23 protein-coding genes, 2 tRNA genes and 1 pseudogene are annotated in these 22,291 nt (G+C 54.8%); 14 read left to right on the top strand and 12 right to left on the bottom strand.

The annotated features are described in order from the left end of the window. The first annotated feature begins 13 nt into the window (after positions 1-13). From EIO64_RS11500 to EIO64_RS19370, 4 genes are all read left to right on the top strand, one after another. A complete protein-coding gene (locus tag EIO64_RS11500) occupies positions 14-856 on the top strand; it encodes a class II fructose-bisphosphate aldolase (protein ID WP_158629776.1) in 843 nt (280 codons plus the stop codon). Positions 857-869: 13 nt separating this feature from the next. After that, the gene (locus EIO64_RS11495; protein WP_025544256.1) at positions 870-1,916 is read left to right on the top strand and encodes an alcohol dehydrogenase catalytic domain-containing protein; all 1,047 of its coding nucleotides are present in this window, start codon (positions 870-872) and stop codon (positions 1,914-1,916) included. Positions 1,917-2,228: 312 nt separating this feature from the next. Then, complete coding sequence (locus EIO64_RS18835) at positions 2,229-2,357, top strand: hypothetical protein (RefSeq protein WP_256264863.1); 129 nt, start codon at positions 2,229-2,231, stop codon at positions 2,355-2,357. A 50-nt stretch (positions 2,358-2,407) separates the two neighbouring features. Then, complete coding sequence (locus tag EIO64_RS19370; RefSeq protein WP_488174986.1) at positions 2,408-2,590, top strand: tyrosine-type recombinase/integrase; 183 nt, start codon at positions 2,408-2,410, stop codon at positions 2,588-2,590. Positions 2,591-3,054: 464 nt separating this feature from the next. Here the strand turns inward: EIO64_RS19370 and EIO64_RS11490 are convergent, their stop codons facing one another. Further along, the gene (locus EIO64_RS11490) at positions 3,055-3,807 is read right to left on the bottom strand and encodes a GntR family transcriptional regulator (RefSeq protein ID WP_136891359.1); all 753 of its coding nucleotides are present in this window, start codon (positions 3,805-3,807) and stop codon (positions 3,055-3,057) included. A 268-nt stretch (positions 3,808-4,075) separates the two neighbouring features. Between EIO64_RS11490 and EIO64_RS11485 the strand changes: the two genes are divergently transcribed. From EIO64_RS11485 to add (EIO64_RS11470), 4 genes are read left to right on the top strand one after another with little or no spacing between them, the layout of a single operon-like run. Continuing rightward, the gene (locus EIO64_RS11485) at positions 4,076-5,110 is read left to right on the top strand and encodes an NCS2 family permease (protein WP_249390661.1); all 1,035 of its coding nucleotides are present in this window, start codon (positions 4,076-4,078) and stop codon (positions 5,108-5,110) included. A 59-nt stretch (positions 5,111-5,169) separates the two neighbouring features. Continuing rightward, on the top strand, positions 5,170-5,454 hold the full coding sequence (locus EIO64_RS11480) for a hypothetical protein (RefSeq protein WP_249390660.1): 285 nt from the start codon (positions 5,170-5,172) through the stop codon (positions 5,452-5,454). 19 nt (positions 5,455-5,473) lie between these two features. After that, entirely contained in the window at positions 5,474-6,508 is a 1,035-nt protein-coding gene (gene add / locus EIO64_RS11475; protein ID WP_136891358.1) for an adenosine deaminase, read from the top strand. After that, positions 6,505-7,530 carry an adenosine deaminase gene (gene add, locus EIO64_RS11470; RefSeq protein ID WP_249390659.1) on the top strand — a complete coding sequence of 342 codons (1,026 nt, stop codon included), beginning with the start codon at positions 6,505-6,507 and terminating at the stop codon, positions 7,528-7,530. The genes add (EIO64_RS11475) and add (EIO64_RS11470) overlap by 4 nt, the downstream gene beginning before the upstream one ends. Before the next feature lie 253 nt (positions 7,531-7,783). Here add (EIO64_RS11470) and EIO64_RS11465 read toward each other — a convergent pair whose 3' ends face one another. After that, positions 7,784-7,990, bottom strand: coding sequence for a hypothetical protein (locus EIO64_RS11465; protein ID WP_158629775.1), 207 nt, complete (start codon positions 7,988-7,990; stop codon positions 7,784-7,786). On the opposite strand from EIO64_RS11465, the pseudogene EIO64_RS19030 reads away from it, so the two are divergent. Continuing rightward, positions 7,980-8,309: pseudogene (locus EIO64_RS19030) on the top strand (tyrosine-type recombinase/integrase); the annotation flags it as partial. The gene EIO64_RS11465 and the pseudogene EIO64_RS19030 sit on opposite strands and share 11 nt — an antisense overlap. 601 nt (positions 8,310-8,910) lie before the next feature. Further along, positions 8,911-9,129: a tyrosine-type recombinase/integrase gene (locus EIO64_RS11455; protein WP_249390658.1), complete on the top strand. Its 219-nt coding sequence runs from the start codon at positions 8,911-8,913 to the stop codon at positions 9,127-9,129. A 509-nt stretch (positions 9,130-9,638) separates the two neighbouring features. Here the strand turns inward: EIO64_RS11455 and EIO64_RS11450 are convergent. The 6 genes from EIO64_RS11450 to EIO64_RS11430 are packed head-to-tail and all read right to left on the bottom strand — an operon-like array spanning position 9,639 to position 14,838. Next, complete coding sequence (locus tag EIO64_RS11450; protein WP_021749568.1) at positions 9,639-10,949, bottom strand: TRAP transporter large permease; 1,311 nt, start codon at positions 10,947-10,949, stop codon at positions 9,639-9,641. Beyond that, a complete protein-coding gene (locus EIO64_RS11445; protein WP_021749569.1) occupies positions 10,946-11,545 on the bottom strand; it encodes a TRAP transporter small permease subunit in 600 nt (199 codons plus the stop codon). The genes EIO64_RS11450 and EIO64_RS11445 overlap by 4 nt, the downstream gene beginning before the upstream one ends. 52 nt (positions 11,546-11,597) lie before the next feature. After that, complete coding sequence (gene dctP / locus EIO64_RS11440) at positions 11,598-12,683, bottom strand: TRAP transporter substrate-binding protein DctP (RefSeq protein ID WP_021749570.1); 1,086 nt, start codon at positions 12,681-12,683, stop codon at positions 11,598-11,600. A 37-nt stretch (positions 12,684-12,720) separates the two neighbouring features. After that, entirely contained in the window at positions 12,721-13,029 is a 309-nt protein-coding gene (locus EIO64_RS18830; RefSeq protein ID WP_136891357.1) for an enoyl-CoA hydratase/isomerase family protein, read from the bottom strand. Beyond that, entirely contained in the window at positions 13,026-13,529 is a 504-nt protein-coding gene (locus EIO64_RS18825) for an enoyl-CoA hydratase/isomerase family protein (protein WP_158629774.1), read from the bottom strand. The genes EIO64_RS18830 and EIO64_RS18825 overlap by 4 nt, the downstream gene beginning before the upstream one ends. Position 13,530: 1 nt before the next feature. Beyond that, positions 13,531-14,838: an acetyl-CoA hydrolase/transferase family protein gene (locus tag EIO64_RS11430; RefSeq protein ID WP_119310426.1), complete on the bottom strand. Its 1,308-nt coding sequence runs from the start codon at positions 14,836-14,838 to the stop codon at positions 13,531-13,533. 445 nt (positions 14,839-15,283) lie between these two features. Here EIO64_RS11430 and EIO64_RS11425 point away from each other — a divergent pair, with 445 nt between their 5' ends. The 4 genes from EIO64_RS11425 to EIO64_RS11410 all read left to right on the top strand — a co-directional run bounded on the left by EIO64_RS11425 (position 15,284) and on the right by EIO64_RS11410 (position 19,380). Beyond that, positions 15,284-16,753 carry a sigma-54 interaction domain-containing protein gene (locus EIO64_RS11425; protein ID WP_119310425.1) on the top strand — a complete coding sequence of 490 codons (1,470 nt, stop codon included), beginning with the start codon at positions 15,284-15,286 and terminating at the stop codon, positions 16,751-16,753. 981 nt (positions 16,754-17,734) lie between these two features. Continuing rightward, a complete protein-coding gene (locus EIO64_RS11420; protein ID WP_025544248.1) occupies positions 17,735-17,914 on the top strand; it encodes a hypothetical protein in 180 nt (59 codons plus the stop codon). 341 nt (positions 17,915-18,255) lie between these two features. Beyond that, on the top strand, positions 18,256-18,966 hold the full coding sequence (locus EIO64_RS11415; RefSeq protein ID WP_249390657.1) for a tyrosine-type recombinase/integrase: 711 nt from the start codon (positions 18,256-18,258) through the stop codon (positions 18,964-18,966). Further along, positions 18,967-19,380 (top strand): tyrosine-type recombinase/integrase, encoded by a 414-nt coding sequence (locus EIO64_RS11410; protein WP_333637356.1) that lies wholly within the window; start codon positions 18,967-18,969, stop codon positions 19,378-19,380. It begins immediately after the preceding gene. A gap of 194 nt (positions 19,381-19,574) precedes the next feature. Here the strand turns inward: EIO64_RS11410 and EIO64_RS11405 are convergent. The 4 genes from EIO64_RS11405 to EIO64_RS11390 all read right to left on the bottom strand — a co-directional run bounded on the left by EIO64_RS11405 (position 19,575) and on the right by EIO64_RS11390 (position 22,051). Next, positions 19,575-19,650 (bottom strand) — tRNA-Met (locus EIO64_RS11405). Between the two features lie 13 nt (positions 19,651-19,663). Then, positions 19,664-19,750: transfer RNA gene (locus tag EIO64_RS11400), tRNA-Leu, on the bottom strand. A 302-nt stretch (positions 19,751-20,052) separates the two neighbouring features. Beyond that, on the bottom strand, positions 20,053-21,117 hold the full coding sequence (gene mnmA, locus EIO64_RS11395; protein WP_119310424.1) for a tRNA 2-thiouridine(34) synthase MnmA: 1,065 nt from the start codon (positions 21,115-21,117) through the stop codon (positions 20,053-20,055). Beyond that, complete coding sequence (locus EIO64_RS11390; RefSeq protein ID WP_136891355.1) at positions 21,035-22,051, bottom strand: sensor histidine kinase; 1,017 nt, start codon at positions 22,049-22,051, stop codon at positions 21,035-21,037. The genes mnmA and EIO64_RS11390 overlap by 83 nt, the downstream gene beginning before the upstream one ends. Positions 22,052-22,291: the final 240 nt, after the last annotated feature.

Raw genomic sequence — 22,291 nt, 5'->3', positions numbered from 1 at the left:
GAGCCATATGCCATTGGCAACATTAAAAGAGGTTCTCGGCATTGCCACCCAGTCTAAAACCGCCATCCCTGGGTTCAATATTGACAATATTGAAATACCGGAAGCCATTATCACTGCAGCAGAAGAGTATCACTGCCCCGTGATTCTGACCATCGGTCAGGGGGCCATCCAGGCTGGACAGATGCACCATCTGGCGGATGTAGTCCGCCGGCTGGCCGACGAGTCCACGGTCCCGGTTGTCATGCATCTGGACCATGGAGCCAGCTACGAGCAAACAATCCAATGCCTGCGGGCAGGCTTTACCTCTGTTATGTTTGACGGGTCCCATCTGCCCTTTGAAGAGAATGTGCGTATTACCCAGGAAGTGGTAAAGGCAGCCCACGCAGTGGGCGTCTCTGTGGAGGCTGAATTGGGCGCAATTTACGGCGTGGAGGATGGCATCAGCCATTCCCGCGACAATTTGGTAGATGTGGACGAGGTTGCCCGCTTTATCCAGCAGGTGGATGTAGATGCGCTGGCTATTGGCATCGGCAATGCCCACGGAATGTACCAGGGACTTCCACGGTTGGACTTTGATCGCCTTCAGCAGTGTCAGGCGTTAAATCCCCCTCCGCTGGTCCTGCACGGCGGTTCCGGTATCCCGGACGATATGATTCGTCGGTCCATTGCACTGGGCATTCGGAAAATCAACGTGGCAACTGAAATCCGAAATGCCTTTATGTGCGGACTGGAGTCTGCAGTGGGGCAACGCAATATCTATGCCATGTACCGCGCCGCCGCTCAGTGTGTACACGACGTGGCAGCAGCCAAGATTCGTCTGTTTCAAGGAGTGGAAGCACCCATTCAAATCGCTTAAAGGAGGAAAGTCTATGGAAACCATGAGAGCGCTGGTCTACGACCGCCCGTCCGTGTGCAGTGTCCGGGATGTACCGATGCCTGTGTGCGGCGAGGATGAGGTTGTCATCAAGGTCATGGCAGCCAGCATCTGCAAAGGCGCAGACCGCCGTCATCATACAACCGGTCACAAGTTGGGACGCTATCCCATCACCACCGGTCATGAGTTCGCCGGCTATATCTACCAGGTGGGCTCCGCTGTGACAGGCTGGAACGTGGGCGACCGTGTAACAGCCGATAATGCTGTCCCCTGTGGAAAGTGCTACTTCTGCCAGCAGGAGATGTACGCCCACTGCCTGAACTTCCAGTCTGTGGGGCACAGTATCCCCGGCGGATTTGCCCAGTACTTAAAAGTAAAGGACAAGACCGTGTTCCGGATTCCGGACCACCTCTCCTTCAACGAGGCTTGTATGACAGAACCTGTTGCCTGCTGCATTCACGCCATGGATCGCCTTGACGTCAAATACGGGGAGGATGTGCTGGTTTTCGGAGCCGGTCCGAACGGCATCATTCTGGCACAGCTGCTCAAACACTCCAACGCAAACCATGTGATCTGCCTGGCTCCCACTCAGTCCAAATTGGATGTTCTGAACGCTTATGGCGTTGACACCATTCTGATGGACCGCAGCGATCCCGCAGTCCACACCAAAGCAGTGTTTGACCGGTTCCCCTACGGCGTGGATGCCATCGTGGATGCCACAGGAAGCGCCTCTGTCCTGCCGGATTGTTTCCAGCTTTTGAAAAAGGGCGGTCGGCTGCTTCAATTCAGTTCCACAAAGGATGATGAGGACATCTCCATCAACCCCGCATATTTTTATCGCAATGAATTGCAGTACTACACGTCCTACTGCCAGGTTCATCAATTCGGCCGTGCCGTGGATGCTATGGATACCGGAAAGGTGAAAACGGACCGACTGATAACCCGGCTCTATCCACTGGAAGAATTCCCGCAGGCCATCGAAGATGTGTTGGACCATAATGTGCTCAAGTTGGTGATCCGGCCTAATGGGATGGAGGACTAAGACGGCAACCGCGCATGGGAGATTAGACAGCAGGCAGTCACCCGACAACTATCTTCGAGAACAACAACACTGCCCCAAAACTGCCAAGATATGAAAATTACCTCTTATTGGTGTATAGATACTGCATAGCTTGTGTTTAGCGGCAATTTCTTTGGAACTTTGACTGGCGGAGTCCTAATGGGACTGCATGGTAGAAGAGATGATCTTAGGAGCCTTCCCCCCATGCTTGTCGTATTATGGTGAGCCAGTAAGCGATAAAAGCAGGGATCGAGGGAGCGGAGTGCCCTCCGGCCTAGTACATCCCCCTCATGCATGCCAGACATCGCATCCAATGGCGAAGAAGAAAAGCCAGCTATAGAAACAGCGAAAAAGGGTATCCCCGGGTCAAAAATTGATACGCTACACAAAGAAAAAGGGCTGCCGCTGGCAGCCCTTTTTTAACCTTAAGCCAACAGTGACCGTAGTCCCTGAATATTTCTGTTTTCCGTAGTATGTTGTGTTGCTGCGAAAACAGTGAACACCATGGTAAAGCGCAGAGCCACATTAAGCCCAACATTGGAAAGATTCCACTGGAAAAGCTCACTTTTCTGGAGTTGCAGGAGTTCTGCAGGAAACTGCTGATCAGCAGGAGGAGAATTCATAGGGTCGAGAGCAAAAGCAGGCTAAGGACCTAAGCCCCAAGACAGTGCGGAGCATCCACCAGTTCATCGCCACCGATCACACTTCCGGCAGAACAACTGATGGCCTTCCTGAGAGAGGCAAACGGCATCGGCGTGTCTGCGATGTACTATGGAGAGTTGCCCACCGGCCTTCGACAGGATCGCTCCTTGACCTCAAAGGGGAGAATATTGACTCGGAAAAAGGCAAACTCCGGCTAAAACAGCAGGTCGCCCGAATCGATGACAAGGTCGCGGAGGCCCCATCTCCCCGGACAGCGTCCTGCACATGCTCTGCCCGGTGCTGAAGCGGGCGGGACTGCCAGAGTTAGGTTCCATGAGCTCCGGGTTATGAGCTGCTTTCCGTTCCGCAGCGATTTTCAGCAATTGGGGTCAGGTTCTAAATCACGAGAAAGCAGGGAACCTGAAAACGGAAACCATCTTTCATTAGACTGTCAATAAAAGATCTGTAGGAACAATCCTTATGAAAGCTGCCCCAAATCACGTACAAGATTCAATTTGATTCGCTCCGTATCCACATAGATGTTTCCACAGAGGACCGGGTTATTTTTGTCATCGTAATTCGTAATCTCTAAAAGAATAAAGGGCCGGATCTTTCCCACAGGGACCTCAAAATAAACCGCCAGCTCTGGAACCTCACCGCTGGTAGTAGCCCGGAGGCGCATCATATCCCATTTTACATGAATATTGCCCGCCTCCTTGAGAAACTCATAGATGGACTGTGTCGCAAGCTCCGGAGTCCGCCACTGATCTTCCGTGATCCGCCCGTCTCGGATACAATCAATGCAGTACATGCATGGAAACTCATCCGCGTAATACAGGCTGCGGATCTCCTGCAGCTGATGTGTCGGGCCACAGTTGAACAAAAGGGACTGCCTTCCCGCTGGAATCTGACGGACAGACAGCACCTCACTCCTGGCGGAATAGCCGTTTCTAGCAACAATTTCCCGCAAGTCGATCCGAGGATACAGCGTTGTATTCACCTGGATGGCCTGTGAATTGACATAGGTACCGCTCCCCTGCCGGCGGATGACCTTGCCTTCCACTTCCAAGTCACTGAGGACTGTACGGATGGTGCTGCGGCTCACCTGAAATTTCGCTGCCAGCTGTCCTTCAGAGAGCAATCTGGTGTTGACGGTCAGATCCATTTCGGAAATGAGCTCCAGAAGCTGGGCCCGGACACGTTCCCGCAGCGGGACTTCGTGTGTATTCATAGAGACAATCCCCTTCTTTTCAGATGTATGGGATCCGCTCCTTTATTGTATACAACTTATGAAAAGAAAGCAAGAAAGGTCCTCAAATTGGTCGGACAACTCCTTGGAATCTTCCCGAATTTCCACGCTTACAAGGGTGGTATGAAAAATGTCGTCTGACTTGTTGACAGACAGTTGAAATCTGTTTTTTCCTATTCTAAGATGGCACTAACACCTGTGCGCACAGGGACGCCATCAAATCAGGCGGCATGACAGGAAGGGGGAAATCATGAATTCTACGATTGGGAACAGATCAATTTTTGAGAGAGTTTTTCATTTGTCTGAACGGGGAACAACCCTGCGGACAGAATTGATTGCGGGAGCTACCACTTTTCTCTCCTGTGTCAGCATTATGGTATTGAATCCAACGATTCTCGCAGCAGCAGGCATGGACCAAAAGGCGGTGTTCTGGGCAACGGCGCTTTCATCATGCATCGGTTGCCTCTGGATCGGCCTGTGGGGAAACTTCCCGTTTGCTCTGGGGCCAGCCATGGGCCTAAATAGTTATATGGCCTACACCGTGGTACAGGGCATGGGCCTTTCCTGGCAGAACGGCTTGGCGTGCGTATTTACATCCGGCTGTGTCTTTATGCTTTTGAGTGCATTTAAGACGCAGCAGCATATTGTAGACGCAGTTCCAGACTGCGTGAAAAAGGCCATTGGCGCGGGCGTCGGTATGTTTATTGCGTTTTGCGGCTTCCAGTCCGCTGGCCTGATTCAAAAGTCTGATAGCACCCTGGTGACGGTGGGCGACTTGAGCAATCCCGGCACAGTGCTGGCGCTGGCCGGCATCGCTATTACGGCGGTATTGGTCATCCGACAGGTCAAGGGTGGGATTCTGATTGGCATTCTTCTGGTGACGGTTCTGGGTCTGTTTGTGAAAGACCCCGTCACTGGTGCGGCCTATACCACTCTGCCGACCTCTGTTTTCTCCTTTGACAATCCAGCAGAGGCTCTGGCCCCTACTCTGGGCCAGTTGAGTTACAGGGGGATGTTTTCCGGACCGCTCCCCTTCGTTCTTGGAACCATTTTTGCGATTGTCAGCTTTTTATTTGTAGATCTATTTGACAGTTTGGGTGTGTTCTTGGGGATCGCCCCAAGGCCGGACTGGTGGATGAGGATGGCAAGACTCCGGGAGCAGGAAAAGCTCTGTTCGTCTCGGCAGGAGCCGCTGCAGTCGGCGCGGTTCTGGGAACCAGTACGGTCACGATTTACGGCGCAGAAAGTGCCGCAGGGATCGCCGCTGGCGGGCGGACCGGCCTGACTGCCTGTAGTACAGGCCTGCTCTTTCTGCTGACGTTGTTCTTCTCCCCCGTTTTTCTGATGATTCCCAGCATTGCAGCAGCGCCTGCGCTCATCATGGTCGGGATTTTCATGATGGAGCCACTCTCCACTTTGGATCTTTCGGATTTTTCCGTGGCTATGCCGGCCTTCTTTGCCGTCGCAGCCATGCCCTTTACGTACAATATCGCCTATGGTGTACTTTTTTCCATGCTCAGCTACACTCTCTGCATGGCAGTGACCGGCAGAAGAAAGCAGCTCTCTCCCACGATGCTGATCCTAACGGCAGTCTTTTTGATGTACTTGATTCTGGACGCTATTTTTTGACGGAATGGAGGGTTGTTCTATGTTAACTTCTCGGCAAAAGCAGATGTTGCAGGAAATCCCGAAGGCAGAAAACCATATTCACATTGAAGGCTCCATCCCCTGGGCTCTCGCGCTGGAGCTGGCGGAGAAAAATCATGTGAAGCTGCCAGTCCACTCCACGGAAGAAATTGCGGTCTGGTCTCAGGATCTAATCTCCAGAAAGGGACTGGATGGGTTTATGATCTGTGACCGGACATTGAACTCCGTTTGTCTCCATGAGGAAGACTATGAAGCAGTTGTCCTGGCATTGGCAAAAGAGGATCAGCGTCAAAATATTATCTACCAAGAGCTGCATTTGGATTATCCACTGAACGAAGAGCGGGGAATTCCCCTAAAAGTGGTCATGGAGGGGTATCGCAGCGCACAAAAAAAAGCGAAAAAGCTTTATGGCGTGGAGATTGTCTACATCGCCGGACTGGACCGGACCCTTTCCAGCGAGCGGTGCCTGTCTTTTGTCAAGGCGCTCCGTCCCTATCTGGATATGGTCGCGGGGCTGGGAATGGACTGTGAGGAAAACGGTCATCCCTGTATCAAGCATTTGGAGAGCTATCGGGAGGCAAAGGAAATGGGGCTGTTCCTTACCGCTCATGCCGGAGAGGACGGCGGTGCGGACAACATCTGGGATGCCCTGCTGAAGCTCGATGTTCAGCGAATCGATCACGGCTGTCGGGCGGCGGAACATCCGGAACTCATGGAATATCTGCAGGAACATCAGATTCTCTGTGCCATGTGTCCTTCCGGAAATGTTTACTCTGGAGCTGCCGCCAGTTTTGAGGCACACCCACTCCTCACCCTGCTGCACTCCGGCGTGCCGGTCTCCATCAGTTCTGATGACCCGCCTTATACCTGCTCTATGACAGAGGAATTGATTCTGGATGCAGAGAAGATGGGATTGACGGAAGCAGAGCTGATCCAGATCATCCGCAACGGATTTGCCTACTCCATCAGCGGACAGCATCTCCTGCCACAGTTTGATGCCTGGGTAGAACGCTTCCAGCAGGAAGGTGCTCAATGACCGGTATGGCGACGTTGGAACAAATCCAGCGAATGCCGAAGCTGGAGCTGCACATCCACCTAGAGGGCACATTCGATCCTGAAACCGTCTGCCTGCTGGCCGAAATGCAGGGGATTTCCCTGCCACGTCCCCGTCAGCACCTGTTCGATTTCTCAGGTCTCTCGGACTTCCTTGACCTGCTGGACTGGATCTGCAGTTTGGTGCAGAATCGGGAGACTGCTCAGCAGATTGCATACCGCCATGCAAAGTACGCCCAGGAGCAGGGTATCCTCTATACGGAAATCATCGTCAATCCCAGCCATTGGAAAAACATTCGGACCGGAGAGCTGTTGACAGGCGTTCTGGAAGGTTTTGACCAGGCCGGAGCAGATGGACTGCCGGATTGCCGGCTTCTTGTGTCCCTGCGCAGAGAACAGGATACAGCGTCTGCCCGCAGGACCATAGAGTGGATCTTGTCCCACAGACATCCGCGGTTGGTCGGGGTTTCCGTCGACGGAAACGAGGCCTGCTCGCAGGACTCCAACCAGAGATTTGCGCCATTACTGGCGAGAGCGGCGGAGGCCGGGCTGGGCATTGCCGTCCATGCCGGCGAGTCCTCTGGGCCGGAAGGAGTTCAGGAAGCTCTTGAACTGTTGGGAGCTAAAAGAATCGATCATGGCGTGCGGGCAGTGGAGGACTTGAAACTGCTGGAACGGCTCCTGAGAGAGCGGATTCCTTTGAATATCTGCTATACGTCGAATGTGGCAGGCGGCCTCTATACGCCTGGCAATCATCCGTTGGGTGAATTGTATAGTAGAGGGATATCGGTAACAGTCAACACGGATGATCCGCAGCTTCTGCGTGTTTCCCTAAGTCAAGAGCTCCAACGCGTGGCAGAACAGTATCACTGGAAAATTGAGGAGCTATTAAAGCTGCAGTATTATGCAGTAGACGCCGCCTTCTGCACAGAAGAAAGGCGAAGTGAACTGTTGTCTAGGTTGCATCAGTTTGAAGCTACATGCCAGAATTTGACCGCATTTTAACAACTAAAACGTTGTTTCACTGAACTAAATGATGAAGGGGGCGGCCAGATAGAGCCGTCCCCTTCCGCAATTTCAGAATCTTTTAAAAAACCACGAGATAAAATGGAAAGTGAAATTGTGCCCACCAGAGTGGGGCAAGAATCGCACCCGGCTATACGCCGGCCGCAGTTCCGGGCAGAAGCCCAGCCCCACTTGGGGCAACCTGTTGGCCGAAGGGGAGAAATCAGAAAAGCGCTTTTACTCAATGCCGGGATTACAACACCGTTGACAAAGAGAGCGCCGTCACCCGGCAGACAGAAGAAAGCCCCGACGCCTTTTCGACACCAGGGCGGTCACAACTGCCCACACTGCGGGCAGTTGCGGGTTTTGAAAGGGCGTTGTTCTGGGTATGAAATAGCGGCATTGACGTTTTTCTCTTCTCTGCGGCATGTTGTGTTATTGCAAAGAAAATGAATGCCATGGCGAAGAAATGGGCCGACGGAGAGCGCAACATCAGAAAAAGAAAAGGTGGCTGCTGGGAGGGTCGCTACACAGCCGGGCACGATCTGGAGGCCGGAAAGCCGATCTACAAGAACGTCCTGGGCCGGACCCAGGGAGAGGCAAACCCGAAAGCGGCCATTGAAGAAATCAAGGGCCTGGACGTGACCATGATGGGAAAGTACATAGTAGGTGCTTGGATGGATAAGTGGTTCAAAAACTATGCAAAGATCAAAGTGAGATCATCCTCCCATCATGCCTACCAAGGGTATATCGACAACCACATCAAGCCGGATATCGGCGAAGTTCCGCTGGAAAAACTCACTTCTCTGGAATTACAGAAGGTCTGCAAAAAATTACTCAACAGTGGAAGAATCGACAGAGTCGAGAGCAAGCGGCAGCCCAGGGGTCTGAGTCCCAAGACGGTGCGGAACATCTGCCAGGTCATCGCCTCAGCCATGAAGCCGGCCAAGGAGAAAAAAATTATTGCCACCGATCCCACCGAGGGCTGCGCCCTACCGAAGCTGGAACATCGGGAGATGAAAACATTGCCCGTCGAGCAGTTGACCTCCTTTCTGCAGGAAGCCAAGGAGAGCGGCGTCTTCGAGATGTACTATGCGGAGCTGGCGGCAAGATTGAGAAAAGGCGAATTGCTTGGCCTCAAATGGGAGGAAATTGATTTGGACCGGGGCGGCCTTTGGGTGAAACGGCATGGTGCTCGCATCAACGGAGAGGTGGCGGCATCGCTCAAGACGAAAAACGCCAACCAAACGCTGCCGCCGGCGGAGGATACCATTCAGGTTCTGAAACAGCAGAGGAAAAAAACGTCAGCAGTCCCTGGGTGTTTCCCTCACCCACCGGCGGTCTATCTCACCGGACAGCGTCCTGCATATACTCCACCGGGTGCTGAGACGGGCGGGTCTGCCTCGGGTCAGGTTCCACGATTTACGGCATACATTCGCACCGCTGGCCCTCCAGAACGGGGTAGATATCAAGACGATATCCGGGATGCTGGGGCACTTCAGCGTGGGGTTCACCCTGCATACCTATGCCCCCGTCACCACAGCGGCCCAGAAGGAGGCGGCTAGGACCATGGAGAAGGTCCTGACGGCGGCAATCTGAAAGTGGAAAAATGGTTCCAAACAGCAGGAAAGCCTTGGCACGGCAGAGTTGCGCCAAGGCACGTTTTTTGCCCTGTATGGGTCATGGTTTGGGGCAACTGCAAATTTTGTAAAATCGCGTTATTTCTCCGGAAACCTTTGGATGCAAAGGCAGAAAAACCGTCTGATTTCATAGAAATCAGACGGTTTTGTGATTGCGGGGCATGACTTGAACCTACGACCTCCGGGTTATAAACTGCTATCGTTTTCTCTATCCGCTGCACCGCAACGTTTTCCGGACTTTTGTGGGACCTGGAATCGTCCAAAACCCGGAATTCATTTCTTCCTACTCCATGACGGTTTTCAGCAATCTGTGGCAAGTCATGGGGCGGGGAAAGATGCCGAAATAAGGAGCACAAGAAATGCATCTAACGGTTTATGCTTACATATTGGGGGAGATGTGTTAACACCACATTGCATGAATCAAACGGAACGGGCCCTGGGTCTTTGCAGCTCCGATGTTCTTCCAGATCAATATCCCATCGCAGCGTTCGGGAAGATGACAATCAGTTCCGGGAAGAGCATCATAAAGAAGCAAGCAACCAGGAAAATAATAACATACGGCATGACCGCCTTGTACATAACCTTGGTGTCCACTCCCGGAGGTGCCACACCCTGCAAGTAGAACATATTGATGCCAAAAGGCGGAGTAATCATGCCCAGGCAAAGAGTGACACACAGAATCAGGATGGTGGCGTTGGTGTCCAGGGAAGAAGCCTGGATTACCGGCAGCAGAATGGGAATGGCAATCATGATGATAGGCGTAGTGTCCAGGAACATCCCCATCACAAAGAACAGCGCAAAGATCAGCAGCATCAGGGGCAGGCCGTCCAGATTGGAGCTTGCAAAAGCAGCGGCTACCACGTCAGACAGGCGGGTGATATTCACCAGGGAGTTGTAAGCGGCGCCTCCCATGAGAATCCACATAAGCATGGCGGAGACCTCCATGGTCTGGATGAGAGAGGCCCGCAGATTCTTCACATTCAGTTTCCGGGTAATCAGGGCATACACCATGGAGGCGAAAGCGCCCACACCGGCGGCCTCAGTAGGTGTTGCGATTCCGGCATAGATGCAGCCCAGCACCAGAACGATGATGGCAATGGGGGCGATGACCTTTTTAAACACCCGCATCTTCTCGCCCCAGGAGGGACGCTCGGCCTTGGGGATGCCGGGGCCCAGCTTGGGATTGATGGCACAGCGGATGCCGATATAGATGATGAACAGCAGGGCCAAGCCTACGCCGGGCAACGCACCGCCGGCAAACAGCCAGCCTGCGGACACGCCGGTATAGGAAGACATGATGATCATGATGGTAGAGGGCGGGATAATGGGGCCCAGGCAGCCACCTGCCAGCACGGGGCCAGTGGCCAACGCTTTATCATAACCACGGTCCAACATAGCTGGCAGTGCAATCAGCCCCATCATGATGGTAGCGGTGGCCGCCACACCGCTCATAGCGGCGATGACTGCCGTGGTGGCCACTGTGGCCATAGCCAGACCGCCATTGATACCGCCAAGCCACTTGTGGAAGAATTCGTAGATGTCTCCGCCGATGCCGGAGGTCTGGAGGAACGCCGCCATCAGAGCGAACATGGGGATGGCCAGCAGGGACTCCGACTGCATCTGATAGACAAATGCTGCGTTCAACACATTCAGCAGGCCAGAGCCGTAGAACACCAGCAGGATGACTGAAGCCACGCTCATCATGGCAAAGCAGATGGGGATGCCCAGCGCCATCAGGGCTACCAGCCCCAGCAGCAAAATGATAATATCAGGACTCACTGTATGTCCTCCTTTCCGGTTTCGTCAGGCAGATGCTCAGCGGACTTCACGATTTCAATTGCCTCCGCGACTTCGTCGGAGTTGTTGGTGAGTTCAATCTTGCCTGCCATAGCGGCTACATTCTTGATAAGCTCACTGATGGCTTGAATGAACATCAGTGCAGCGCCCAGAGGCACCCAAAACCGGATGGTCCACATGGGAGACCCCCACACGGAAGAGATCCGTTCATTGAGGCGGAAGGACAGTAGGAAGATGTTTATTCCGTAGATAAATACCAGCCCCATACAGATTAGGACCAGAATGGCGGTGGCGATATTGATACCGCAGCGGACTTTGACAGGGAATTTATTATAAAGCAGATCCACTCGCACCAGGCCGCCCTTCCAGTAGCAGTATCCGCCGCAGGCCATCAGCATCAGGCCCCAGATCTGGATAATCAGCTCCCATGCCCAGACGGTTGGAGACTTGAGGACATAACGTGAGAATACCTCAAAGGCGGTGAGGCAGATCATGGGCAGAAGAATCCAGGCGAAGATTCTGCCAATGGTCCGATTAATGGCGTCAATGCCGCCTGATAATTTCAATAGTGCGTTCATGTCTCACTTTCCCTTCTCTTGAATTCTATTTTTCTGTGAGGAACGCGCGGACTCAGTAATCCACTTGGCGGCCATAGTCACGGTTTTGCTGCTTGATGATCTCGATACCGCGGGCCATACGCTCGCTCTTGGCGGCCAGCTCTTCCCAGGTCTGGGTGACAGCAATTTCACGCATCTCGGCCAGGACGTCATCAGGCAGCGGAGACAGCTCAGTGTAGCCGCCCTGGATAGCGTCTCGAACACTTTTCTCCGTACCAACCACATGGGCCTGGCCGATGACGCCGATGTTGGCCAGCCGGATGGTCTCGTCCACGATGCTCCGCAGGTCCTCAGGGAGCTTGTTCAGGCTGTCCTGATTCACCACGGTGGCCATTTGGCAGAAGCACATGGAGGGGCTGAGGGCGTACTGCGCCACCTCGCGGATGTTGTTGGAGTCACTCAGAGAGGACCATCCATACAGAGCGCCGTCAATGGTGCCCAGCTGCAGGGCCTGATAGACCTCTGTGCCGGCGATGTTGGTGGGAGAGGCCCCCAACGCAGCCAGGAAGTCGCCCCACACGCCCAGAGCGCGGATCTTTTTGCCGTGGAAGTCCTCCAGGCTCTCTACCTGGAAGTTTGCCAGGACGTTGTAGTTGGGCTCATGGGCATTCCAGTAGTATTTGAGATTCAGTTCTCCGTAGGCCTCCTGGATCACATCCAGCAACCCATAGTTCTCCATTACGTCATAGATTTCGGCGGAGCTCTCCCATGCAAAGGGGATGCCGCAGGCCAGATCCGCCTCCGGAATCAGGCCGGAGAAGGTGGAGCCGAAGATGACGGCACAGTCAAAGGCATTTTGCGAGAGATAGGTCAGTATATCGGAGGTCTGGCACAAAGCGCCCGGCTCATACAGCTCCACCTGAAGGCGGCCATTGGTAGCGGTCTCCAGAGCCTCCTTCAGGTTGGTGGCCATATCGCCCTGCAGGGAATTCAGGGAGTAGCTGCTCTGCAGGCGCCAGGTGATCGTCTCGCCACCGGAGGAGCTCTCTCCCACGCCTGAATCGCTGCCAGCGGTATCGCCGCCGCAAGCAGTCAGCAACGTCAGCGACATACACAGTGCCAGAATCAGCGCAAACAGTTTTTTTGCATTCTTTCTCATGATCCTTCCTCCTAAAGTCTTGTATGGGGGATGTGTTTTACTGGCCGGTATACTGCGGCTCCCGCTTTTCCAGGAAGGCGGAAACACCCTCCTTGAAATCCGCATGACGAGCCATGTAGCGGGTGTAAGTCACCTCCAGCTCATCCTTCCGGTGGATCTGGAAATCCTCCTGCTCATTCATGCAGGCTTTCAGGTACCGCAGCACCAGGGGACCACGGCGGCACAACTCCCGCGCCTTGTCCATGGCCGCGGGCATCAGTTCCTCCAGCGTGTCTACCACCATGGTGACACCGCCGTACTTGTCGTGGAGCTCTTCTGCGGTGATGAAGGTGCCGCAGTAGCTCATATCCCGCTGGATCTGGGGGGCAGAATGCGGGCTAGATGGGCGCTGCCGCCCACCACGCTGAGCTTTGCCTCCGGTGCGCCGAAGAGGGTCCCCTTCACGGCGATAGAGATATCCGCACCGGCGGGGTAGCACACGCCGCCGCCCAGGCAGTGGCCGTGAACTGCACAGATCAGGGGAACCCGCAGTTCATAGAGGGCCTGAGCACCATCGTAATAGACCTCCTGGGTATTGGTGACATCCTTATCCAGGATGCTCTGATAGAATCGCTTGATGTCCACGCCCACGCAGAAGGTTTTGATGTCGGAGTGCATAATGCACACCCAGATGTCATCCTCATGGTTGATATAGTCGCACAGGAGCAGGATCTCCTCCTGCACCACGCCGTCTGCCGCATTCACCGGGGGATTGTGGAGGGTCATAACGGCGATGTGATCCTCCACGGACAGGAATACCTTTTGTAAGGTATGTCCATTGACGGCCTCAATTTTTTTCTCGGACATATTACTGATCCTCCTTGCCATAGCGTTCGTAGTAAGCTTCCCAGAGCTGATCCCGGAACTTGGGGTGGGCGATGTTGATGAGGAGCCGGGCCCGCTCCCGCAGGCTCTTGGCCCGCAGGTTGGCGACGCCGTATTCCGTCACGATGTAGTGGACGTCCGTACGGGTGGTGGTGACAGTGGTGCCGGGCTCAAACACCGGGACGATCCGGGACACTTCCCCGTGCTTGGCCGTGGAGGGCATGGCCAGAATGGCTTTGCCGTCGGGACACATGGCCGCGCCGCGGACATAGTCCAGCTGACCGCCGATGCCGGAGAATTGCTTGGTGCCCATGGACTCGGAGTTCACCTGACCGTTGAAGTCCACCTGTAGGCAGGAGTTGATGGACACCACTTTGGGATTCTGGCAGATCACGGCGGGGTTGTTCACGTAGTCCACAGTCCGCATCATCACGTCCGGATTGTCATCCACAAAGTCGTAAAGCTTTTTGGAGCCCATCAGGAAGGCAGCCACCATCTTGCCCTTGTCCAGCCGCTTGTTGGCACCGGTGATGACCCCCTTCTGGTACAGATCCACCACGCCGTCGGAGAACATCTCGGAGTGGATGCCCAAATCCTTCTTGTCCCCCAGGAACTTCAGCACCGCATCAGGGATGGTGCCGATGCCCAGCTGCAATGTAGAGCCGTCCTCCACCAGGGAGGCCACATTCCGGCCGATGGCTTCCTCCACTTCGCCGATGGTGCCTCCGCCCAGCTCCGGCAGAGGCGTGGATGCCTCCACACAGCAGGTCAGCTGGGAGACGTGAAGGAAGGACTCCCCCATGGTGCGGGGCATCTGGTCGTTGACCTGGGCAATGACCATTTTGGCGTTCAGGCAGGCGGGCTTGGTGCCGCCCACGGAGACGCCCAGGGACACATAGCCGTGCTTGTCCGGCGGAGTGACGGAAACCATCGCCACGTCAATGGGGAAGGTGCCGTCAGAGAAGAATCGGGTGGACTGGTGGAAGAAAAAGGGTGTGTAGTCCGCCCGTCCTTCCTGCACAGCCTTGCGGGTTGGGCCGCCCACAAACATGGCATTGTGGCGAAGGTGCCCCTTCATCTTGGGATCGCAGTACTCCCCTTTTCCCATGGGAACCCAGTGGACGATCTCCACATCCTTATATTGCTCATAGTTTCGCACCAGCGCATCCACCAGGACGGGGGGTTCATTGGCCGCATGGCCGAAAAAGACCCGGGAACCATCGGGGATCTGCCGGACGGCCTCATCTGCCGTCATTAATTTGGAAGCATAGAGTACCTTCCAGTCTTCCATCTCTTGTACCTCCTTAAAATCTCACATATTTCATCGATGGTATGTCTGGCGGGGGATTTCCGCCACCAACACATTCCGTTGGAATTCGACAAATCATTATAGCAAAAATCTTGCCAATTTAAAAAAACATTCCAGCGAAAAGCCAGAAACCCCTATGACTGTATGGAATTGCGGTTCCTCCTGAAATTCAAAAAAGATCGAATTATTTTCCATGACGGAAACGGGGCCTCGATTATGTGAAAAAAATTGCAATTTTGTGTTCCAAAATTGGAACGAATTTTGAGCAGAGTGCTCCGAAATTGGAACTTGTGAAAACATAAGATTTATGATATAGTCATTTTTGTTAAAAACAAAGCAAAGATGATATGAGTTTTGACGATAAAAAGTGTGATTTCAAATTTGAAATTGCACAAAAGAGCAAAAGGCGAAGGGAGGTGTTCCATTTTTGGAGCAAAAGCAGGTGCGCTCGCAGTTTTCCCATGAGACCATGGAGGAACTGCGCAAGCGAGTTTTGGATTTGGAAGAACAGAACCGTGTCCTGGATGCTTTTATCGAGAACTCTACGGATGCCATCCAGATCTCAGACCGGAATCTGGTGACGCTGCGGATCAACCGGGCTTATGAGGTCCTCACCGGGATTCGGAGAGAGGAGTTAGTGGGGGTGCCGGTGGAGCAGTTGGTGAAAAACCATCTGATTTCCGAATCCTGCGGTGCTATCGTAGCAAAGACCAAAAAGCCACACACCATTGTGCAGACCTTCTATCGCACAGGGCGCAGTGCACATGTGTCCTGCACGCCGGTATTTGATAGCTGCGGTGAGATTGAATTCTATATCTGTAATGACCGGGATTTGGACGAAATCAGCTCTTTGCAGCAGGAGCTTGATAAGATCCGGGGACTGAATGACCAATATCTCCAGGAACTGGAGAGCATCAAGGCCCGGATGGGTGGCCAAAGCAAACTGATTGTGGCCGATAAGGAGATGCTGAAGGTGCTGGCCCTGGCCGCCCGGATAGCCAAGGTGGACTCTACCGCCCTTCTGCTGGGAGAAACCGGTGTAGGTAAGGATGAGATTGCCAGATTTATCCACCAGAACAGCGGGCGGTCCAACCGGCGGTTTGTTCCCATCAACTGCGCTGCCATCACAGAGTCTCTCTTTGAGAGCGAACTCTTTGGACATGAAGGCCATGCCTTCACCGGCGCTGGCAGTAAAGTGAAGCCAGGCCTTCTAGAGGCAGCAGATCACGGAACGCTGTTTCTGGATGAGGTCGGCGAGCTGTCTCTGAATATGCAGGCCAAACTGCTCCATGTGCTGCAGAACCGCTCTTTCATCCGCGTGGGCGGCAACGAACCCGTACAGGTGGACATCCGAGTGATCGCCGCTACTAACTGCGACTTGGAAGAGATGGTGCAGCAGAAACGCTTTCGGGAGGACCTGTATTACCGGCTGAATGTCATGCCGATCCATATTCCGCCGCTCCGGAAGCGAAAAAATGACATCATTCCTCTGGCTCAGCATTTTCTAGATTACTACAATCAAAAATACGACTTTCATCGGAAACTGTCCCCAGCAACCTGCTTTGCGTTGCTGAACTATCGGTGGGAAGGGAACGTCCGCCAGCTGAAAAACAGCATTGAGCAGGCAACCATCATCACGGATACAGACTTGATTCAGCCGGAGAGCTTGCCGATGAACGTGGCGGGTCCGGAGCCTGTTCAGGATGCTCCGGCAGAGGCGGGACTGAATGAGATGCTGGAGCGTATGGAGCTGCGGTATCTCCAGACATTCTACGAGCGGTACGGAAGTATCCGTAAGGCTGCGGAACGCCTGAAACTCCCGCCCACTACGTTCCTACGCCATTGGGAACAGCTACGGCAGAAATATGGAACCTCTTCAGCAGAAGGCAAAGAATGAGGATCTGACAAAATAAACATCCGCTAATGCAATGTGGATACTATGTATTCAAATTCCAAAATGCAATATGAAATGAGTTGGGCCACGGGATGCTTGGAATGCGGGCAACTCTATGTAAATGGCACAGACCTTTGGACCCATGTGGGGAGCTGGGTAAAATCAGCGGGGCGGCTCGTGCGGCTCTGCTGATTCTTTGTACAAGACCATCCGGGCTTTTTTGTGGGCAAGCATCTCGTCCAGCTATACGGCGGCTGCAGTTCTGGGCAGAAGCCCGGCCCCACTTTTGTGGCCAGAGGACGAAAGATAGGGAGAGGGAACGCGCTTTTGCTAAATACGCGAATTACGACGCCGTCGACAAAGAAGCCTTTTTTCTCTGTCATTGAGCCCCCAACAATTCCGCCCTCGTTTGCCCCTGTGGGCCGCTGTGTCGGGCGGACGAGGCCGGGGCGGCATCCGTTGCCCACAAACAACTGCCTTCGGCCCTTGTCGGGCCAGCGTGGCGAAAAGACGAGATACCTCACGCCTGCATTGGCCTTTCTCATCAAATGGCAAGATGACATGAGGTTTGCCCACAACGATTGGCCCCACTTCCGTTGGAGGATTCCCATGTTTCTGGAAGTGAACCGGGGGACGAAAAAAAGCAGGAGAAAGAACCGGCGCTTTTGTTGCGCCGATTCGCTCACAACTTCCCGCAGTGCGGGCAGTTGCGGGATTTTGAAAGAGCGTTGTTCCACACATGAAATAGCAGCAATGACGCTTTTCTCCGCAAAATTCGGCTGTCTCCTTAGATCCGCAGAGTGCCGCTGGGGCGTTCCGGGGCTATTGAGGCACGAAAGCCCCTTCAAAGAATGCGTCGCTGAAAACAAGACAAGGATTCCAATCAGGCAGACAAATTGTTACTTTTCTGATAGTAGGCGCCGTGTCCCCTGGCTATTGAGCCAGCATCGTGACATGCTTTTCCGCTGACAAGGAGGCGGTACGATGTACGACTACTTGAAGGCCTTGCACGCAAGGTCCTGCCAGGAGCCAGAACTTCAAAAAGTCCGGGCGGAACTGGACCAAGCCTACAGAGAAATCAACGCAAGGTTAGGCCAACAAGATCAGGAGACCTTGCTCCAGTTGGCGGATCTGGAGAATGAACTGCGGGAGGAAACCTCCTGACATTCTTCATCACCGGGCTTCAGTTAGGTATAGGGATCGCCGGGGAGATGGAACGGTATTGCCTTGAGGACGAGGAAGAAACGCGGGCCACAGAGAGGGCGAAAATGAAGGATCCCCAGGTCAAAATTGATGTGCTATACAAAGAAAAGAGCCGCTGTCGGCCGCTCTTTCTTAACTTTTTGATAACAGTCACCTTTCCATCTGGCTATTTCTTTTTTCTGTGGCATTTTGTTTCGCTGATGAGAGCTCGCTGGCTCCATAAATGTGAGCAACCGAGCGAAGCGAGACGCTTATCGAGTCGTAAAGGGAGGCGGATGCCATGGCAAAGAAACGGGCCAACGGTGAAGGTAATATCAGGAAAAGATGGCCGGTGGGAAGGGCGGTATACCGCCGGGCATAATCCGGAGACCAGGAAGCTAATCTACAAAAACGTCTTGGGCCGGACCCAGGCAGAGGCGAAGAACAAGCTGAAAGCGGCCATCGAGGAAACCAAGAGCTTGGACGTCACCAAGGCGGGGAAGTACACGGTAGGTACCTGGATGGACGAGTGGTTCGAAAATTACGCAAAGATCAAAGCGAGACCGTCCCCCCACCAGACCTACCGGGGGTACATCAACAACCACATTAAGTCGAATATCGGCAAGGTCCCGCTGGAAAAGCTCACTTCTCTGGAGTTACAGAAATTCTGCAAGAAGCTGCTGACCAGCGGGAGAATTGACAGGGTCGAGAGCAAAAATCAGGCAAAGGGTTTGAGCCCCAAGACGGTGCGGAACATCTGCCAGATCATCGCCTCGGCCATGAAGCTGGCCAAAGAGCAACGGCTGATTGCAGCAGACCCCACAGAGGGCTGTGCCTTGCCGAAGCTGAAACGCAAGGAGATGAAAACGCTGCCCATTGAACAGCTGGCATCCTTCCTTAGAGATGCCAGAAACAGTAGGATATTCGAGATGTACTATGTGGAGCTGGCAGCAAGATTGAGAAGAGGCGAATTGCTTGGCCCGAAATGGGAAGGCATCGATTTCGAACACGGAAACCTTTGGATGAAACAGTAGATCGCCCGGATCAGCAGAAAAATCGTAGATGCCTCCCTGAAAACCAAGAAGGCCTACCGGACGCTGCCCCTGGCAGAGGACACGATCCAGGTTCTGAAACAGCAGAAGAAAAAAGCGGGCAGTAGCCTCTGGGTGTTCCCCGGGCCCACTGGCGGGCCCATCTCACCAGACAGCGTCCTGCATATACTCCACCCGGTGCTGAAGCGGGCGGGGTTGCCCAGAGTTCGATTCCACGACCTCCGGCACACGTTCGCTATGCTGGCACTTCAGAATGGGGTGGACATTAAGACGGTGTCCGGGATGCTGGGACATTTCAGCGCAGGCTTCACGCTGGACACCTACGCCCACGTCACGACAGCGGCGCAAAAGGAGGCGGCCAGGACTATGGAAAAAGTCCTGACGGCGGCAATCTGAAAGCGAAAAAATAATCCCAAACAGCAGGAAAGCCTTGGCGCAGAAGGGCTGCGCCAAGGCACGTTTTTTGCCCTGTCTGGGTCACGGTTTGGGTCAACTGCAAATTTTGCAAAATCGCGTAATTTCTCCGGAAACTTTTGGAGACAAAAAGTGAAGAAAAACCGTCTGATTTCTTGCGAAATCAGACGGTTTTGTGGTTGCGGGGGCTGGACTTGAACCAACGACCTCCGGGTTATGAGCCCGACGAGCTACCAACTGCTCTACCCCGCGATATTCTGTTCTGTGGTGCCGGTGACCGGACTCGAACCGGTACAGTATCGCTACCGGGGGATTTTAAGTCCCCTGTGTCTACCAATTCCACCACACCGGCAGCTGTCGGCAATGATTAGAATACCATACTCTCCAGTCATTGTCAAGCACGGGCAAGGAAAACCTTTCAAATTTTTTCGACAACTCCCGTTGCAAAAAGTCCAGACAGGTGCCCGTTTCCGTGCAATTTTCCGCCCGGAGGCGCATATACTGGCTGAGAACCCAAATGCAAAGGAGGAAATAAAATGATGAGACACCAGACGATCAGCGGCGGGGATGTGGATGACCTGATCTTTCAGGACAGCTGGACCACCAGTCAGCGATAAGAACTGCAGGACGCCGCTTTCGCGGCGTCCTTTTGCGTCACGGACAGATGGTGCCCCCGCCCAGCACCAGATCTCCATCGTAGAACACCACCGCCTGCCCCGGGGTGACGGCCCGCTGAGGCTCTGTGAACACCATGCGGATGCGGCCGCCGGGCAGCGGTTCCACTGTGGCGGCAGCTTCCCGCTGGCTGTACCGGGTCTTGGCGGTGACGGACAGGGGGCGGTCCGGCTCCGGTACGGAGAGCCAGTTCACCCGCTCCGCCGTCAGCTCCCGGGTGTAGAGGCGGTTGTCCTCCCCTAGGATCACGGCATTCCGGTCCGGGTCCTTCCCCAGCACGTACTGCGGCGCGTTGGCGCTGACGCCCAGCCCTTTCCGCTGGCCGATGGTATAGCATTCCATTCCCCTGTGGCGGCCCAGCACACGGCCTTCTGAGTCCAGGAAGTCACCGGGGACGGGCTCCACGCCGCCATACTGCCGCAAAAACGACACATAGTCCCCATCCGGCACAAAGCAGATGTCCTGGCTGTCGGCCTTCTGGGCGTTGGACAGGCCGTTGGCGGCCGCCAGGGCCCGCAGGGCAGGCTTTTCATAGTCTCCCACCGGCAGCAGCAGATGGGCCAGCTGGTGCTGGGTCAACTGATAGAGGAAGTACGTCTGGTCCTTCCGTCGATCCGCGCCCCGCAGCAGCTGCCAGCGGCCGGAGGGCGTATCGAGGCGGACTCTGGCGTAATGGCCGGTGGCCATGGCGTCCGCGCCCTGGTCCAGCGCCCAGTCCAGCAGGGCGCCGAACTTGATCTCCCGGTTGCAGTCAATGCAGGGATTGGGTGTGCGGCCGTGGGTGTAGGCCCACACAAACCGGTCCATGACCCGCTCGCGGAACAGATCGCACAGGTCCAGCACCACATGGGGAATCCCCATGCCGGCGGCCACGGCGCGGGCTGTCTCGATATCATCCGCAGAGCCGCACAGGCCCGGGCGGTCCTTATAGGGATGCAGGCGCAGCGTCACGCCGGTGACATTATAGCCGGCCTGCCGCAGCAGCAGCGCCGCTGCGGCGCTGTCCACGCCGCCGCTCATGGCCACAAATACACGCTGGGACATAAATGGGTTCCTCCTGAAAAGGCCGACGGAGCGCCGGTCGTGTGATAGGGCTATTGTAGCCGATTTCCGGAAAAAAGGAAAGCCGCTTCTGCGAAAAAAACCGACCCCAGCCGGAGCCAGGGTCAGTCCAGATGGCGCTGGGAGAAAGCCTGGGGGGCAAGGCGTCCGCCAGGGCCAGGAGGAGCGGATTGAAGCCGCCGTTGTAATCGAACTTCACGTCCGACACGTCCGCAGTCCCGCATCGCCGGTCCGGCAACGACAGGGTGAAGCGGGACCCCTGCCCCGGCCGGGACTCGGCAATCATGGTGCCGCCGTGGCGCTCTGCGATGTGCTGGCAGATAGGCAGTCCCAGGCCCAGGCCGTGGGGCTGGGGCGCCATCGCATCGTCGTGAAGGTAGCGGTCGAACAGGAAGGGGATCTGGTCCTCCTGGATACCGCAGCCGGTGTCGGACACGGACAGGCGGACCCATCGGTTGATGAATTTCAGCTCCACGGTCACCGCGCCTCCGGCGGGGGTAAACTTCAGGGCATTGGAGAGCAACTGGTAGAGCAGCAGCTCGATGGAGGGCTGGTGAAAAGCGCAGGTGTGGCAGTCCGCAGCGCTCCGGAATTCCAGCTGGACCTTTTTGAGCGCAAACAGACCCTGAGCCCCGGCACAGACCGCACGGACCGTCTCCGTCAAATCCCGGTCCCGGACGGGGAGGGGCGCGTCCTGCCCCAGCTCTCCCGCCGCCGTCAGATTGTTCACCAGCCGCAGCAGGCGGTAGTAGCTCTGATCCAGCAGGGAAGCTGTGGAATCCAGCGCCGGATCCCCCTCCCGCCGGATGGCAGGCGCCAGCTGGGCGGCCGCCAAGTGCAGGTTTCCCAACACGCTGCGCAACTGGGCGGCGATGTTGGGGAACACAACGGAGAAGTCAAATTGCTCTGCTTCCATAGGCGCATCCTTTCAGCTGGGATTCTCTCTTGTAGCATATACGGGGAGGGGCTTTCAAACCGTGGAAAAGCCTGCCTCGAACACCAATAGGATAGCAAAAAAGGGATGCAAAGACAAGGTCTTTGTCGAAAAAGGGGGAAAATTGTCGAAGTCCGGCAGACACGGCCGAACAGAAGTCCAGTCTGTGCAAAACGGACAACAAATCTTGCGTTTTATATGCGCAATTTTACGCAAAATTGC

Origin of the sequence: Dysosmobacter welbionis (assembly GCF_005121165.3) — a bacterium.
Classification (GTDB): Bacteria; Bacillota; Clostridia; order Oscillospirales; family Oscillospiraceae; genus Oscillibacter; species Oscillibacter welbionis.
The sequence above is the reverse complement of the archived record's forward strand: the minus strand, read 5'-3'. Positions and strand labels throughout refer to the sequence as shown.

Excerpts from the sequence above, each read along its gene's own strand:
- add (WP_249390659.1), top strand. The coding sequence starts at position 6,505 with ATGACCGGTATGGCGACGTTGGAACAAATCCAGCGAATGCCGAAGCTG.
- EIO64_RS11390 (WP_136891355.1), bottom strand. The coding sequence starts at position 22,051 with ATGGAAGCAGAGCAATTTGACTTCTCCGTTGTGTTCCCCAACATCGCC.
- EIO64_RS11490 (WP_136891359.1), bottom strand. The coding sequence starts at position 3,807 with ATGAATACACACGAAGTCCCGCTGCGGGAACGTGTCCGGGCCCAGCTT.
- dctP (WP_021749570.1), bottom strand. The coding sequence starts at position 12,683 with ATGAGAAAGAATGCAAAAAAACTGTTTGCGCTGATTCTGGCACTGTGT.
- EIO64_RS11480 (WP_249390660.1), top strand. The coding sequence starts at position 5,170 with ATGATTCCCAGCATTGCAGCAGCGCCTGCGCTCATCATGGTCGGGATT.
- EIO64_RS11485 (WP_249390661.1), top strand. The coding sequence starts at position 4,076 with ATGAATTCTACGATTGGGAACAGATCAATTTTTGAGAGAGTTTTTCAT.
- EIO64_RS19370 (WP_488174986.1), top strand. The coding sequence starts at position 2,408 with ATGTTGTGTTGCTGCGAAAACAGTGAACACCATGGTAAAGCGCAGAGC.
- mnmA (WP_119310424.1), bottom strand. The coding sequence starts at position 21,117 with ATGTCCCAGCGTGTATTTGTGGCCATGAGCGGCGGCGTGGACAGCGCC.
- EIO64_RS18825 (WP_158629774.1), bottom strand. The coding sequence starts at position 13,529 with ATGTCCGAGAAAAAAATTGAGGCCGTCAATGGACATACCTTACAAAAG.
- EIO64_RS18830 (WP_136891357.1), bottom strand. The coding sequence starts at position 13,029 with ATGAGCTACTGCGGCACCTTCATCACCGCAGAAGAGCTCCACGACAAG.
- add (WP_136891358.1), top strand. The coding sequence starts at position 5,474 with ATGTTAACTTCTCGGCAAAAGCAGATGTTGCAGGAAATCCCGAAGGCA.
- EIO64_RS11495 (WP_025544256.1), top strand. The coding sequence starts at position 870 with ATGGAAACCATGAGAGCGCTGGTCTACGACCGCCCGTCCGTGTGCAGT.
- EIO64_RS18835 (WP_256264863.1), top strand. The coding sequence starts at position 2,229 with ATGCCAGACATCGCATCCAATGGCGAAGAAGAAAAGCCAGCTATAGAA.
- EIO64_RS11465 (WP_158629775.1), bottom strand. The coding sequence starts at position 7,990 with ATGGCATTCATTTTCTTTGCAATAACACAACATGCCGCAGAGAAGAGA.
- EIO64_RS11445 (WP_021749569.1), bottom strand. The coding sequence starts at position 11,545 with ATGAACGCACTATTGAAATTATCAGGCGGCATTGACGCCATTAATCGG.
- EIO64_RS11420 (WP_025544248.1), top strand. The coding sequence starts at position 17,735 with ATGTACGACTACTTGAAGGCCTTGCACGCAAGGTCCTGCCAGGAGCCA.
- EIO64_RS11430 (WP_119310426.1), bottom strand. The coding sequence starts at position 14,838 with ATGGAAGACTGGAAGGTACTCTATGCTTCCAAATTAATGACGGCAGAT.